Source organism: Rhodopseudomonas telluris, assembly GCF_042432815.1.
GTDB lineage: Bacteria > Pseudomonadota > Alphaproteobacteria > Rhizobiales > Xanthobacteraceae > Rhodopseudomonas > Rhodopseudomonas telluris.
Genome location: NZ_JBHLWM010000005.1, coordinates 952,048 through 966,668 on the forward strand (window position 1 = coordinate 952,048; position 14,621 = coordinate 966,668).

At 67.3% G+C, this 14,621-nt stretch carries 13 protein-coding genes; 7 read left to right on the forward strand and 6 right to left on the reverse strand.

Annotation, left to right across the window (positions count from 1 at the left end):
- Nucleotides 1–99 precede the first annotated feature (99 nt).
- Together ACFFJ6_RS15980 and petA are read right to left on the reverse strand one after the other, a co-directional pair.
- Complete coding sequence (locus tag ACFFJ6_RS15980) at nt 100–2,169, reverse strand: cytochrome c1 (RefSeq protein WP_378389412.1); 2,070 nt, start codon at nt 2,167–2,169, stop codon at nt 100–102.
- A 50-nt stretch (nt 2,170–2,219) separates the two neighbouring features.
- Nucleotides 2,220–2,747 (reverse strand): ubiquinol-cytochrome c reductase iron-sulfur subunit, encoded by a 528-nt coding sequence (gene petA / locus ACFFJ6_RS15985; protein WP_378389414.1) that lies wholly within the window; start codon nt 2,745–2,747, stop codon nt 2,220–2,222.
- Nucleotides 2,748–3,023: 276 nt separating this feature from the next.
- On the opposite strand from petA, the gene ACFFJ6_RS15990 reads away from it, so the two are divergent.
- From ACFFJ6_RS15990 to ACFFJ6_RS16000, 3 genes are all read left to right on the forward strand, one after another.
- Nucleotides 3,024–3,473, forward strand: a complete 450-nt coding sequence (locus tag ACFFJ6_RS15990; protein ID WP_378389416.1) for a tRNA (cytidine(34)-2'-O)-methyltransferase — start codon at nt 3,024–3,026, stop codon at nt 3,471–3,473.
- 12 nt (nt 3,474–3,485) lie between these two features.
- Nucleotides 3,486–4,118: a 7-carboxy-7-deazaguanine synthase gene (gene queE, locus ACFFJ6_RS15995; RefSeq protein WP_378389418.1), complete on the forward strand. Its 633-nt coding sequence runs from the start codon at nt 3,486–3,488 to the stop codon at nt 4,116–4,118.
- 75 nt (nt 4,119–4,193) lie between these two features.
- Nucleotides 4,194–4,427: a YodC family protein gene (locus tag ACFFJ6_RS16000; protein ID WP_378389420.1), complete on the forward strand. Its 234-nt coding sequence runs from the start codon at nt 4,194–4,196 to the stop codon at nt 4,425–4,427.
- A 63-nt stretch (nt 4,428–4,490) separates the two neighbouring features.
- Here ACFFJ6_RS16000 and ACFFJ6_RS16005 read toward each other — a convergent pair whose 3' ends face one another.
- Genes ACFFJ6_RS16005 through ACFFJ6_RS16020 form a run of 4 tightly spaced genes read right to left on the reverse strand, consistent with a single transcriptional unit; the run spans nt 4,491 to nt 7,306 of the window.
- The gene (locus ACFFJ6_RS16005) at nt 4,491–5,747 is read right to left on the reverse strand and encodes a CCA tRNA nucleotidyltransferase (RefSeq protein WP_378389422.1); all 1,257 of its coding nucleotides are present in this window, start codon (nt 5,745–5,747) and stop codon (nt 4,491–4,493) included.
- On the reverse strand, nt 5,744–6,007 hold the full coding sequence (locus tag ACFFJ6_RS16010) for a DUF6111 family protein (protein ID WP_378389424.1): 264 nt from the start codon (nt 6,005–6,007) through the stop codon (nt 5,744–5,746). The genes ACFFJ6_RS16005 and ACFFJ6_RS16010 overlap by 4 nt, the downstream gene beginning before the upstream one ends.
- The gene (locus tag ACFFJ6_RS16015) at nt 6,004–6,666 is read right to left on the reverse strand and encodes a CoA pyrophosphatase (RefSeq protein WP_378389426.1); all 663 of its coding nucleotides are present in this window, start codon (nt 6,664–6,666) and stop codon (nt 6,004–6,006) included. The genes ACFFJ6_RS16010 and ACFFJ6_RS16015 overlap by 4 nt, the downstream gene beginning before the upstream one ends.
- Before the next feature lie 28 nt (nt 6,667–6,694).
- Nucleotides 6,695–7,306, reverse strand: coding sequence for a DUF1285 domain-containing protein (locus ACFFJ6_RS16020; RefSeq protein WP_378389428.1), 612 nt, complete (start codon nt 7,304–7,306; stop codon nt 6,695–6,697).
- A gap of 267 nt (nt 7,307–7,573) precedes the next feature.
- On the opposite strand from ACFFJ6_RS16020, the gene ACFFJ6_RS16025 reads away from it, so the two are divergent.
- The 4 genes from ACFFJ6_RS16025 to ACFFJ6_RS16040 all read left to right on the forward strand — a co-directional run bounded on the left by ACFFJ6_RS16025 (nt 7,574) and on the right by ACFFJ6_RS16040 (nt 14,540).
- Nucleotides 7,574–8,572: an AAA family ATPase gene (locus tag ACFFJ6_RS16025; RefSeq protein ID WP_378389430.1), complete on the forward strand. Its 999-nt coding sequence runs from the start codon at nt 7,574–7,576 to the stop codon at nt 8,570–8,572.
- Nucleotides 8,572–9,507, forward strand: coding sequence for a DUF58 domain-containing protein (locus tag ACFFJ6_RS16030; protein WP_378389432.1), 936 nt, complete (start codon nt 8,572–8,574; stop codon nt 9,505–9,507). The genes ACFFJ6_RS16025 and ACFFJ6_RS16030 overlap by 1 nt, the downstream gene beginning before the upstream one ends.
- Nucleotides 9,504–12,326, forward strand: coding sequence for a DUF4159 domain-containing protein (locus ACFFJ6_RS16035; RefSeq protein ID WP_378389434.1), 2,823 nt, complete (start codon nt 9,504–9,506; stop codon nt 12,324–12,326). Before ACFFJ6_RS16030 ends, ACFFJ6_RS16035 begins: the two co-directional genes overlap by 4 nt.
- A 150-nt stretch (nt 12,327–12,476) precedes the next feature.
- Entirely contained in the window at nt 12,477–14,540 is a 2,064-nt protein-coding gene (locus ACFFJ6_RS16040; protein ID WP_378389436.1) for a hypothetical protein, read from the forward strand.
- Nucleotides 14,541–14,621 lie beyond the last annotated feature (81 nt).

Consider the following 14,621-nt stretch of genomic DNA (forward strand, 5'->3'; position numbering starts at 1 on the left):
GTGGGCGCGGAAAACGCGCAACAAAAAAGCCCCCTTGCGGGGGGCTTTCCGTCTCGCGCGCGTCTAACGCGCGAAGAGTGAGGCGTGTAGCCGGCGTGCTCAGTGCACGTTTGACCAGACCTTGCGCTTGGTGAAGTACAACAGGCCGCTGAGGATGATCAGGAAGATCATGACCTGCAGACCGAGGCGCTTGCGGGCTTCGAGATGCGGCTCGGCGGCCCACATCAGGAAGGACGCGATGTCCTTGGCGTACTGCTGAACGGTCTGGGGCGAGCCGTCGTCGTAGGTCACCTGACCGTCCGAGATCGGCGGCGGCATCTTGATCGAATGGCCCGGGTACCACTTGTTGTAGTACGAGCCATCCGGAAGCGCGAAGCCTTCCGGCGGCGGGTCCTGATAGCCCTGCAGCAGCGCGTCGATGTAGTTCGGACCCTGCTCCTGGAACTGCGAGAACAGGTCGAACACGAACTGCGGGAAGCCACGCGGATAGGACCGCGCCTTGGCGAGCAGCGACATGTCCGGCGGAGCGGCGCCGCCATTGGCCGCGCGGGCCGCCTGCTCGTTCGGGAACGGCGAGTGGAAGGTGTCCGCCAGACGGCCGGGGCGTTCGAACATCTCGCCGGCGTCGTTCGGGCCGTCCTTGATCGAGGCTTCGGCGGCGATCGCCTTGGCCTGGTCGAGGGTGAAGCTCGGGCCGCCCGGCTCGGCGAGGTTGCGATACTGCAGCAACTTCAGCGAGTGACAGGCCGAGCAGACTTCCTTGTAGACCTTGAAGCCACGCTGAAGCTGAGCGCGATCATAGGTTCCGAACGGACCCGAGAAGCTCCAGCTCAGCGACGGCGGGGTTTCGCCGCCTTCCGAGGCCTTGGCGTTTTGCACGGCGCCGACCAGCAGCGAACCGCCGAGCAGCACCGCGAAAAGGCTCGCGGCCGTCGTCTTCATGATCTTGCCCTTGTTCAGCACGTCTTCGGCGATCGAGTTCGGCACCGGCAGGGTCTTCTCGACCCGCGACAGCAGCGGCAGCACGATCAGGAAGTAGGCGAAGTAGAAGAATGTGAAGACGCGGCCGAGGATCGTGTAGATGCCTTCCGCCGGTTTGCCGCCGAGCCAGCCCAGCATCACGCAGGTGGCCACGAAGCCCCAGAAGAAGCGCTTGGCGAGCGGCCGGTAGCGCGACGAGCGAACCTTGGCGCTGTCCAGCCAGGGCAGGAACAGCAGGACGAGGATCGCGCCGAACATCGCCACGACGCCGAGCAGCTTGTTCGGGATCGAGCGCAGGATCGCATAGAACGGCAGGTAGTACCATTCGGGCACGATGTGCGCCGGGGTCACGCCCGGGTTGGCCGGAACGTAGTTCTCCGGGTCGCCGAGATAGTTCGGCATGTAGAAGATGAACCAGGCGTAGAACACCAGGAAGCAGGACATGCCGAACGCGTCCTTCAGCGTCGCGTACGGCGTGAACGGAACGGTGTCCTTCTCGGTCTTCGGCTCGACGCCGGCCGGGTTGTTCTGGCCGGTGACGTGCAACGCCCAGACGTGCAGCACGACGACGCCGGCGATCACGAAGGGCAGCAGGTAGTGCAGCGAGAAGAACCGGTTCAGGGTCGGGTTGCCGACCGAATAGCCGCCCCACAGCAGCGTCACGATGCTGTCGCCGACGAACGGGACCGCCGAGAACAGGTTGGTGATCACGGTGGCGCCCCAGAAGCTCATCTGGCCCCACGGCAGCACGTAACCCATGAAGCCGGTGGCCATCATCAGCAGGTAGATGATGACGCCGAGGATCCAGAGCACTTCGCGCGGCGCCTTGTAGGAGCCGTAATACAGGCCGCGCAGCATATGCACGTAGACGGCGATGAAGAACATCGACGCACCCGCGGCGTGCATGTTGCGCAGCAGCCAGCCGTAGTTGACGTCGCGCACGATGCGCTCGACCGAGTCGAAGGCGAGATCGACATGCGGCGTGTAGTGCATCGCCAGGACGATGCCGGTGACGATCTGCACCGCCAGCATCATCGACAGGATGGCGCCGAACGTCCACCAGTAGTTGAGGTTACGCGGAGTCGGGTAGGCAATGAACGACGAATGCACCAGGCCCGCGATCGGCAGGCGCTGCTCGAGCCACTTCATGAAAGGGCTCTGTGGCTGATAGGTCGATGGTCCGCTCATGATGCGATCCTAAGCAAGGGATATAGCGACGACGCTGGACGGAGAGCGTGTCAGCCGATCTGGATTTTGGTGTCGGAGACGAATTGGTAGGGCGGGACCGGCAGGTTCAGCGGCGCCGGCCCCTGGCGGATGCGGCCGGACGAATCGTATTGCGAGCCATGGCACGGGCAGAAGAAGCCGTCGTAATTGCCCTCGTGCGCGATCGGGATGCAGCCGAGATGGGTGCAGATGCCGATCACGACCAGCCACTGCTCGTGTCCCGGCTTGGTGCGCTCCTGGTCGGTCTGCGGATCAGGCAGCGACGACAGGTTGACCGCGAGCGCTTCCTCGACCTGCTTCTTGGTGCGGTTCATGATGTAGATCGGCTTGCCGCGCCAGAACACCTTGATGTCCTGCCCTTCGGCGATCGGCGTGAGGTCGACTTCGATCGGGGCGCCGGCGGCGATCGTCGATGCGTCCGGGTTCATCTGCGCGATGAACGGCCATACGGCGGCCGCTGCTCCGACAGCAGCCACGGCGCCGGTTGCGATGTAGAGAAAATCACGGCGTGTCGGTTCCGCCGAAGTCTCTGTCGTCACGATCCAAAGCCCTTTCATCTCTGCGGCCGGCGATGCGGTTCTGGCAGGTGCGAATAATCGCCCGAGGCAGGGTCGCCGAACTCCACAGCCCACGCATTCAACGGCTGCTTGTCATCAACCGTTCAGCTAGAAACAGACAGTTCAGAATCGATCTATTGGCACCCTTGCCGGTAGAGCGCAAGCCCGCGAAGGGCTAATCGCCGCAGCTCGGACAATTCGACCAAGCAGTGATGTCACCTCGCGAGTTATGATTCAGTTGCTACGGAGCATTACGGAATGCGGATCGCCCTGTACCAGCCCGACATTCCTCAAAACACCGGCACTATTCTTCGGTTTTGCGCGTGTTTGAACGTCGAGGCTCACATCATCGAGCCGGCCGGCTTTCCGATCTCCGATCGTCATTTCCGTCGGGCGGGAATGGACTATCTCGACCAGGTAACGATCGTGCGGCACGATTCCTGGTCAAAATTCATGCAATGGCGGGATAGCGCCGACTGTCGCGTGATTTTACTTACAACTAAAGGCGTAACGCCCTATCTCGAACAGCGTTACCGATCCACTGACGTGCTGCTACTGGGCCGAGAAAGCGCTGGCGTACCGCAACAAGTCGCCGAGACGGCCGATGCGCAGGTGGTCATTCCGATGCAGCCGGCGATGCGCTCGCTCAACGTCGCGATGGCAGCCGCGCTGGTGGTCGGCGAGGCGCTGCGGCAGACACGAGACTGAGAAGGACACGAGTTGAGCTACGCGGTGAAAGAAATCTTCCTGACCCTGCAGGGCGAAGGCGCGCATGCCGGACGCGCGTCGGTGTTCTGCAGATTTGCGGGATGTAATCTGTGGACGGGCCGCGAGCAGGATCGCGATCAGGCGGTGTGCAAATTCTGCGACACTGACTTTGTCGGCACCGACGGCACACTCGGGGGTCGCTATGCGGACGCTGATCAGCTCGCGGCTGTTATTGCAGCGCAATGGATCGGCGACGATCAGGACCACTATGTAGTGATCACCGGCGGCGAGCCGCTGCTGCAGGTCGACCCGGAACTAATTGATGCGCTGCACAAGCGGGGCTTCGCGATCGGCGTCGAAACTAACGGCACGATCGAGCCACCCCACGGAATTGATTGGCTTTGTGTCAGTCCGAAAGCCGGCGCGCCGCTGCGCGTGCAATGCGGTAACGAGCTCAAGCTGGTGTACCCGCAGGACGGCGCGCTGCCGGAGCGGTTCCAGCACCTCGCCTTCGAGCGGTTCTCGCTGCAGCCGATGGACGGCCCGCGGCAGGCCGACAACACCCGGGAGGCGATCGACTATTGCCTGCGCCACCCGCAATGGAGGCTCAGCGTCCAGACCCATAAGGCGATCGGCATCCGCTAGCCGGGCCGTGATCGCCCTGTCATGCCGAACCGCTAGGCTCCGCCGCGTGATCAACACTTCCAGCGGGAGCCAAACATGGACTTGAAAGCGGGCGACGTCGTGATCCTGAAATCCGGCGGCCAGGCAATGACGGTGGCGGAAGCCCGCGCCGACGAAGCGGTGTGCGTGTGGATGGGCGAAGAAGGCGACCTGTTCCGCGAGAGCCTGCCGCTCGCCGTTCTCGAAGCGATCGAAGTCGCCGACGAGGACGAAGACGAGGATGAGGACGACGACAGCGAGGACGACGCCGAGGCCAGCAAGGTCGCCTGAGCGCGTTTCGTCGCGAAACCTTGCGGTCCTGGACCCGATCCAGGGCCGCAACGGACGTCTCAGCTACAGAAGATGATCGCGGGCGAACCGCGCCGCCGTCTGGTCGGCGATCGCCTGCAGCCGGTCCGCGTCGAGCGGGAAATCCGCCGCCAGCCAGGCATCCTCCGCCAGCGTCAGCACATGACCGAGCGCCGGCCCGGCGGCAAAGCCGCGGGCGATGAAATCCGCGGCCTTGAGGGGAAAAGCCGGCGCACGCCAGCGTTGCGGCAAGGCGATCCGCTCCCGCCAATAGGAGGGATCGGCCCGGCTGCCGGCCCGTCCCCAGGCCAGCATCATGCGATCATGGAAACGTGCCTCGCCGAGACGATACAGCCGGCGCCGCGCCGTCGCGTCGTCCATGCCGGACAGCCGCCACCAGCGGTGACCCATCGAATCCAGCCGCTTGTTCTCGGCATTCGACAGCCGCAACCGCTGCGTCAGCCGCTTGGCGTCCTCGGTCACCGCCACCGCCAGCGCCGCAAGGCGCCGCACCGGATCGGGTTCGAGGCCCAGCGCCGCCTCGGCGTCGATCATCGCCGCGAACGTGCCCGGATAGGTGACGCCGCCCAGCACCTTGAGCAGCAGGCCGCCATCGGCCATCGCCACCACCGAGGCCAGCGCGCCGTCCGCGACCATCAGCTTGAGGATCTCCATCCGCATCCGTTCGGCCGACAGCGTGGCGAGGCCGCCGCCGCCGCGGATGCAGGCGAGCAGCCCGTCGCGCTCCGGCGCGCCGGCGCCGTAGGCGGCATGAATCCGGAAGAACCGCAGGATGCGCAGATAGTCCTCGGCGATGCGCTGATCGGGATCGCCGATGAACCGCACCCGCCGCGCCGCGATGTCGTCGAGGCCGCCGACATAGTCGTGCACCGTGCCGTCGGGCGACAGCGACAGGCCGTTGACCGTGAAGTCGCGGCGCTGGGCGTCGCGCACCCAGTCGCGGCCGAACGCGACCTTGGCCTTGCGGCCGAAGGTCTCGACGTCCTCGCGCAGCGTGGTGACTTCGAAGCCGTGGCCGTCCAGCACCAGCGTCACGGTGCCGTGCTCGATGCCGGTCGGCACCGCCTTGATGCCGGCCGACTTGGCGCGGCGAACCACTTCGTCGGGGAGCGCCGTGGTGGCGATGTCGACGTCGCCGATCGGCAGCCGCAGCAGCGCGTTGCGCACCGCGCCGCCGACCACCCGCGCCTCCTCGCCGCCGCCGTTCAGCAGTGCGAGCACCTTGGCGGCCGGGCCGCCATGCAGCCAGGGCGCATCGGCGCGCACCACCGCGCCGGTCATTTTTCGGCTCCAGGGACGAGCCGGCCATCCTCGATATGCGCCGGCACATAGGTCGCGCCCGGCGGGGCGCCCGAATAATGCACCAGCAGCAGCAGGCTGATGATCACCAGCGCCAGCGCCGCGATCAGCAGCCAGGCGACGGTCCGCAACGGCCAGGACGAGCGATGCGTCAGCGCCGCCCGCGTGATCAGCAGATAGCCCGCGTACAGGATGAAGGGGATCAGGAAGATCCCGACTTCCGTCAGAATGGCACGGATCATGGCAGGCAGATCCGCTCGTACAACACGCGCAGGATGCCCGCGGTCGCGCCCCAGATGTAGCGCTCGGCGAACGGCATCGCGTAGTAGGACCGCAGCGCGCCGCGGAATTCCTTGCTGTGCAACTGATGATTACCCGGATCCATGAGGAACGACAGCGGCACTTCGAAGGCGTCGTCGACTTCGGACTTGTTGATGGTCAGTTCGAAGCCGGGCCGCACCCGCGCCACCGTCGGCAGGATGCGAAAACCGAAGCCCGTACCGTAGACGTCCAGGTAGCCGATCGGTTCGACATAGGAGCGATCGAGCCCGATCTCCTCCTCGGCCTCGCGCAGCGCGGCGTCGAGCGGCGAGTTGTCGCCAGGATCGATCTTGCCGCCGGGAAACGAGATCTGGCCGGCGTGGTCGTTGAGATGCGCGGCCCGCATCGTCAGCAGCACCGTCGGCTCGGCATGTTCGATCACCGGGATCAGCACCGCGGCCGGGCGGATCGGCCGCTCCTCGGCGATCAGCTTCAACATGCGATCGGTGCCGGCGTCGCCGGTCGAGGGGATGATGCTGGCGTCGGTCAGCGCCGGTGGGACGTCGAACCGCAATCGCCTGTGCGCGCGATCGAAGAAGTCCGCCGAACTGATGCTGCCGGGGGCAGATTCGATCGTCATCGCCGGCTCGTTCAAAGTGCTTCCCAGTTCAAAGTGCTTCCCTCATCTGCTCCGCGTCGGCCATCGCGAAGAATGCGCCGCCTGAAGCAATGCCGAACTTCGGCACCCCATCGACCATCCGCTCCTCGCCGATGTCAACCAGATCGTAATACAATGCCCGCGTCACCTTCGCCCAGAGATCCGCGCGGACGTGCAGATACGGCATCAGCCCGCCGTCGTCCGCGACCTCGAAGCGCAGGCTGTGCTCGGCATCGCACGTCACCCAGTCGTCGACATTGGTGCGGAAGCGCAGCAGCGGGCCGCGCGAATCCGCCTCCTTCCGCATCTCGACGGCGGTGAACGGCGCATCATCGACGCGAATCCCGACCTTCTCGACCGGCGTCACCAGGAAGTGCTTGCCGTCCTCGCGCTTCAGGATGGTGGAAAACAGCCGCACCAAAGCGGGACGGCCGATCGGCGTGCCGAGATAGAACCAGGTTCCATCGCTGGCGATGCGCATGTCGAGGTCGCCGCAGAACGGCGGATTCCACAGATGCACCGGCGGCAGCCCCTTGCCCTTGGCGGCTTCACCGGCCGCGTCACGCGCGGCAGCGGTCAATCCGTCGAGATTGCGGTTGGTGGTCTGCCCTTGCTTCGCCATGGTTTACCCTGACCCTGAAGTTTCTGATTGGCACGATAGCTGCACATCCTTGGCAACGTGCAGCACGGGTTAACTCTCCACATCGTGATGGGCGCAACTCCGTGATGCTCATAATGTGGGGATAGATTTGGCCAATAAAACCATAGCCTTCGCTTCGCCGCAGCGGGCAGCCTAGCATGCGGGCGGAAGCGGTACGATGCCGCTGCGCCCGATCGGGCTGAACGGCCGGCCAGCGCGGCAGGGACGAGCGTGAACAGGAGAGACCGGATGGCGGACAGTGTCGAGAAGCTTGAAGACGTCATCATCCGGTCGGCCGAGCAGATCGCCAGCGACGTGCGCGCCGCCAAGGAAGCGATCGCCACCGTCATCTTCGGCCAGGAGCGCGTCGTCGACAACACGCTCGTCACGATTCTCGCCGGCGGCCATGCGCTGCTGATCGGCGTCCCCGGCCTCGCCAAGACCAAGCTGGTGGAAACCCTCGGCGTGACGCTCGGCCTCGACGCCAAGCGCGTGCAGTTCACGCCCGACCTGATGCCGTCGGACATTCTCGGCGCCGAAGTGCTGGACGAGACCGCCGCCGGCAAGCGTTCGTTCCGCTTCATCGCCGGCCCGGTGTTCGCGCAATTGCTGATGGCCGACGAAATCAACCGCGCCAGCCCGCGCACGCAGTCTGCGCTGTTGCAGGCGATGCAGGAGCAGCACATCACAGTGGCCGGCGCGCGGCACGATCTGCCGAAGCCGTTCCACGTGCTCGCGACCCAGAACCCGCTGGAGCAGGAAGGCACCTACCCGCTGCCCGAAGCGCAGCTCGACCGCTTCCTGATGGAAATCGACGTCGACTATCCGGACCGCGACGCCGAGCGCCGCATCCTGTTCGACACCACCGGCGCCGAGCAAAGCGCGCCCAAAGTCTCGATGAATGCCGAGCTGCTGGTGTCGGCGCAGCGGCTGGTGCGCCGCTTGCCGGTCGGCGACTCCGTGGTCGAGGCGATCCTGTCGCTGGTGCGCTCGGCGCGTCCTGGTCCCGAGGCTGGCGATCTCGGCAAGCTGATCGCATGGGGCCCCGGCCCGCGCGCCAGCCAGTCACTTATGCTGGCGGTGCGCGCCCGCGCGCTGCTCGACGGCCGGCTGGCGCCGTCGATCGACGACGTGCTCGACCTTGCCGAGCCCGTGCTGAAGCACCGCATGGCGCTGACCTTCTCGGCGCGCGCCGAAGGCCGCACCATTCCGGACGTGATCCGGCAGCTCAAGAGCCGGATCGGTTGATGGCGCAGGCGACCGAGCAGCCGAATAAGGAGACGCTGGCAGTCAGACGCGCGGATGGCGAAAGCCGCACGCTCGCCGCGTCGTTGCCGCGCCTGATGCTCGAAGCCCGCCGCATCGCCAATAACGTCACCCACGGCCTGCACGGCCGCCGCCGCGCCGGCGCCGGCGAGAACTTCTGGCAGTATCGCCGCTTCGTCTCCGGCGAGCCGGCGCAGAACGTCGATTGGCGCCGCTCGGCGCGGGACGATCATCTCTACGTCCGCGAACTGGAATGGGAGGCCGCGCACACCGTGTGGCTGTGGCCCGACCGCTCCGCCTCGATGGCCTATGCGTCGAAGGGCGTGCGCGACAGCAAGCTCGAGCGCGCGCTGATCGTCACCTTCGCGCTGGCCGAACTGCTGGTCGCCGGCGGTGAACGCGTCGGCGTTCCCGGCCTGATGAATCCGACCTCGAGTAGCAATGTGATCGACAAGATGGCGCAGGCGATCCTGCACGACACCACCACGCGGGACAGCCTGCCGCCGTCCTTCGTGCCGTCGTCGCGGGCCGAGATCGTGGTGCTGTCCGACTTCTGGTCGCCGGTCGGCGATATTCACAAGATGCTGGCGGGCCTGTCCGCTTCCGGCGCGCACGGCTCGCTGGTGCAGGTGGTCGATCCGTCCGAAGAGAGCTTTCCGTTCGCCGGCCGCGTCGAGTTCGTCGAGCCCGAAGGCGGCGGCGCGATCACCGCCGGCCGGGCCGAGACCTGGGCGACCGACTACGTGGCGCTGGTCGCCGCGCATCGCGACGCGATCCGGATCGAGACCGGCAAGCTCGACTGGCTGTTCTCGACACACACCACCAGTCGTTCGGCTGCCGAGCTGCTGCTGTTCCTGCACGCCGGCATGACCACGGCCAAGGGGGCACCGGGCACCAAAGCGGGGCTCGGCGCATGATCGGCGGTTTGCCTCTGTCCTTCGCTCAACCTCTGCTGCTGTTCGGCCTGCTGGCGCTGCCGGCGCTGTGGTGGCTGCTGCGCGTCACCCCGCCGAAGCCGCGCCGCATCGACTTCCCGCCGACACGGCTGCTATTCGAGATCGCGCCGAAGGAAGAGACCCCGTCGCGCACGCCGTGGTGGCTGACGGCGCTGCGGATGCTCGCGGCCGCGCTGGTGATCCTCGCGCTCGCCGGCCCGATCTGGAATCCGCAGACCGCCGCCGGCTCCGGCAATGGGCCGCTGCTGATCATGCTCGACGACGGCTGGAGTTCGGCGTCGAACTGGGAGCTGCGCATCAAGGCCGCCGACGAACTAATCGCCGAGGCGGATAGTTCGCGGCGCGCGGTGGCGCTGGCGCCGCTGTCGGAGACGCGCGATCCGACGCTGATGCCGGCCGGCACCGCGCGGGTGTCGCTGCGTCAGTTGGCGCCGAAGCCGTACGCGGTCGAGCGCGTCGAGGCGCTGGCCCCGATCGAGCGTTTCCTCAAGAGCAGCGGCGATGCCGAGATCGTCTGGCTGACCGACGGCGTCGATACCGGCCGCGGCGGTGAGTTCGTCGCGGCGGCGGCGAAGCTGCTGCAGGGCCGCAACGTCACCATCGTCGAAGGCGGCACGCCGCAGCCGCACGCGCTGGCTGCAGCCGAGAACGCCGCCGCCAAGATGACCGTGAAGGTGCTGCGCGCCCAGGCCGGCGGCATCGACACCGGCACGGTGCGGGCGCTCGACGCCAAGGGCGCGCCGATCGGCGAAGCGGCGTTCAACTTCCCGCCGCAGGATCGCGAAACCGATGCGGCATTCGAACTGCCGGTCGAACTGCGCAACGACATTTCGCGGCTGGAGATCGCCGGCGAGCGCTCGGCCGGCGCCGTGCAACTGCTCGACAAGCGCTGGCGCCGCCGCGCGATCGGCATCGTCTCGGGCGCGAGCAGCGACACCGCGCAGCCGCTGCTGGCGCCGACTTTCTACCTGACCCGTGCGCTGGCGCCGTTCGCCGACGTCCGGCTCGGCGACCGCGCCGCCCCGCAGCAGGTGATCACGCAATTCCTCGACCAGAAGCTGCCGATGATCGTGATGGCCGATGTCGGCGCGCTGTCGCCGGAGATCCGGCAGCGGCTCGATGCCTGGATCGAACAGGGCGGCGTGCTGGTGCGCTTCGCCGGTCCGCGGCTGGCCCGGCAGGACGACGATGACCTGGTCCCGGTCAAGCTGCGTCAGGGCAATCGCAGCCTCGGCGGCAGCCTGACCTGGGAGAAGCCGCAGAAGCTCGCTGCGTTTGCGGCCGACGGACCGTTCGCCGGCATCGCGGTGCCGAACGACGTCACGATCAACCGCCAGGTGCTGGCCGAGCCCGATGCGGTGCTGGCGACCAAGAGCTGGGCGTCGCTCGCCGACGGCACGCCGCTGGTCACCGGCGAGCATCGCGGCAAGGGCGTCGTCACGCTATTCCACGTCAGCGCCGACATGCGCTGGTCGGACCTGCCGATGTCCGGCACCTTCGTCGAGATGCTGCGCCGGCTGGTCGATATGTCGGGCTACACCGCGACGCCGGGCGCCGGTGTCGCCGCCGAACCCAATGCGGCCGAAACCGTCGCGCCGCTGCGCACGCTGGACGGCTTCGGCGCGTTCGGCCCGCCGCCGGCCTCGGCCAAGCCGATCCCGACCGACTGGCGCGACCGCGGCAGCGCCGATCATCCGCCCGGCTTCTACGGTCCCGCCGACGGTCCGATCGCGGTGAATACGCTCGCGGCTGCGGACCGGCTGGCGCCGCTCGACACCTCGGCGATCGCGGCGCGCCGCGCCAACTACACCACCGCGGAGCCGCGCGACCTGCGCGGCATGCTGCTCGCCTCCTCGCTCGGCCTGTTCGGGCTCGACGCGCTGATCGTCGCTCTGCTCGGCGGCGGCCTCGCCGCGCTGCTGTCGCGCCGCCGCCGCGCCGTCACCACGGCGCTGGCGCTGATCGTCTCGCTGCCGCTCGCCAGCCTGCCGCGGCCGAGCTTCGCGGACGCCGCCAAGGACGAGTTCGCCATCAAGGCGACGGCGCAGACGCATCTGGCCTACGTCGTCACCGGCAATGCGGACGTCGACCAGATCGTCAAGGCGGGCATGAACGGGCTGACGCTGTTCCTGGCGCAGCGCACCGCGCTGGAGGCCGGCGAACCGATGGGCATCGATCCGGCACGCGACGAGCTGTCGTTCTTTCCGATGATCTACTGGCCGATCATCGCGGGCGCGCCGAAGCCGTCGCAGGACGCGCTCAACAAGATCGACGCCTACATGAAGCAGGGCGGCACGGTGATCTTCGATACCCGCGACGCCATCGAGGCGCCGGCCGGCCCGAACGGCGGCTCGCAGACGCCCGGCATGCTGACGCTGCGCGGCGTGCTGTCGTCGCTCGACATCCCCGAACTCGAGCCGGTGCCGCGCGAGCACGTGCTGACCAAGACGTTCTATCTGCTGCGCGACTTCCCGGGCCGCTTCACCAGCGGCGAGACCTGGGTCGAGGCGCTGCCGCGCGAGAACGACGACGAGGACAACGCCCGCCCGGCGCGCGGCGGCGACGGCGTGTCGCCGATCATCATCACCTCGAACGATTTCGCCGGCGCCTGGGCGATGCGGCCCGACGGCCAGCCGATGCTGCCGCTGACGCCCGGCGAACCGCGCCAGCGCGAATTCGCCTTCCGCGCCGGCGTCAACATCGTGATGTACACCCTGACCGGCAACTACAAGGCCGACCAGGTGCATGCGCCAGCGCTGATCGAGCGGCTGGGGCAGTAGCGCGTCTCATCCTTCGAGACGCCCGGCTTCGCCGGGCTCCTCAGGATGAGGGAGAGGTCTCGCGAGGGGCTGATCGACGAAACGAAGACCTCATGGTGAGGAGCATCGCGCAGCGATGCGTCTCGAACCATGAGAGACGAGGAGAACGGATTGCAATACGGCATCGCCTTCGCACCATTAGTCCCTGCGGCCGTGCTGTGGGTCGCGCTTGCCGCCATTGCGGTGATCGCGCTCGTGCTGCTGCTCGGGCGGTCGCGCGGGGCGTGGGTGCGGATTGCGGCGCTGGGGCTGATCCTGCTGGCGCTGTCGAATCCGTCGTTCACGCGCGAGGAGCGCGAGCCGCTGTCGAGCGTCGCCGCCGTCGTCGTCGACAAGAGCCCGAGCCAGAATTTCGGCACCCGCGCGGCCGAGGCCGAGCAGGCCAAGGAGCAGCTGGTCGAACGGCTGAAGCAGCTCAAGGGCGTCGAGGTCCGCGTCGTCGAGGCCGGCCAGGCCGATGGCGAGACCGACGGCACCAAGCTGTTCGGCGCGCTGACCTCGGCGCTGTCGGACGTGCCGACCGACCGCGTCGCCGGCGCCTTCCTGATCACCGACGGCCGGGTCCATGACATTCCGGCGAGTGCCGCCGCGCTCGGCTTCCAGGCGCCGGTACACGCGCTGATCACCGGCCGCAGCAACGAGCGCGATCGCCGCATCGCGATCGTGGCAGCCCCGCGTTTCGGCATCGTCGGCCAGGTCCAGACCATCACCTACCGGCTCGACGACCAGGGCATCACCGGCGAGCGCGCCCGCGTCGTCGTCCGGCGCGACGGCGAAGTGCTGAACGAGCGCACCGTGACGTCCGGCCAGACCGTCAAGGTCGACGTCGAGATCAAGCACGCCGGCGCCAACATCGTCGAGATCGAAGCCTCGCCGGTCGAGAACGAACTCACCACCGTCAACAACCGCGCCGTGGTGTCGATCGACGGCGTGCGCGACAAGCTGCGCGTGCTGCTGGTATCGGGCGAGCCGCATTCCGGCGAGCGCACCTGGCGCAATTTGCTGAAGTCCGACGCCAGCGTCGACCTCGTCCACTTCACCATCCTGCGGCCGCCGGAGAAGCAGGACGGCACGCCGATCAACGAGCTGTCGCTGATCGCGTTTCCGACCCGCGAGCTGTTCCAGCAGAAGATCAACGAGTTTCAGCTGATCATCTTCGATCGCTACGCCCGCCAGGGCGTGCTGCCGATCGCCTATTTCGACAACATCGCCCGCTACGTCCGTAACGGCGGCGCCGTGCTGGTGTCGGCCGGGCCGGACTACGCCTCGACCACCTCGATCTGGCGCACGCCGCTCGACAGCCTGCTGCCGGCCGAGCCGGTCGGCGTCACCGAGAAGCCGTTCTATGCGCATCTGAGCGACGCCGGCAAACGCCACCCGGTGACGCGCGGGCTGGAAGGCTCGAACTCCGAGCCGCCGAAATGGAGCCGCTTCTTCCGCACCGTCGACACCCGCAACGCCACCACGCCGCCGCTGATGACGGCGGCCGACAACGCGCCGCTGCTGCTGCTGTCGCACTACGGCGAGGGCCGCGTCGCGCTGCTGCTGAGCGATCACATCTGGCTGTGGGCGCGCGGCTATGAGGGCGGCGGGCCGCATCTCGATCTCTTGCGACGGATGTCGCACTGGCTGATGAAGCAGCCTGATTTGGACGAAGAAGCGCTGCGGCTGAAGGTCGAGGGCAAGGACCTGCAGGTGATCCGGCAAACCATGGCGGACAACGTGCCGCCGGTCACCGTCACCTCGCCGTCCGGCCAGACGAAACAGCTCACGCTGACCTCGAACGATCCCGGCACCTGGCGCGCGAGCCTGCCGGCCGACGAACTCGGCCTGTGGCAGGCGACCGACGGCACGCTGAAGGCGCTGATCAATGTCGGCCCGGTCAATCCGAAGGAATTCTCCGAAGTCACTTCGACGCCCGACACGCTGCGGCCGCTGGCGCAGACGACCGGCGGCGACGCCCGCCGCATCGCCGACAGCGGCAGCGTCGAGCTGCCACGGATCATCCCGGTGCATTCGGCGACGTCGTTCCGCGGCGACAACTGGCTCGGCGTCCGCATGCGCGACGCCAGCGTGGTCCGCGGCGTCGGCGTGCTGCCGATGTTCACGGGTTTGATTGGATTGTTGCTGCTCCTCGGCGCGTTTGCGGCGACGTGGCTGCGGGAGGGGCGCTAAACCGCCATCGCGTTGCAGCCTGCATCAGGCCACCAACGCCGTCATTCCGGGACGCGAACGCAGTTCGCGAACCCGGAATCC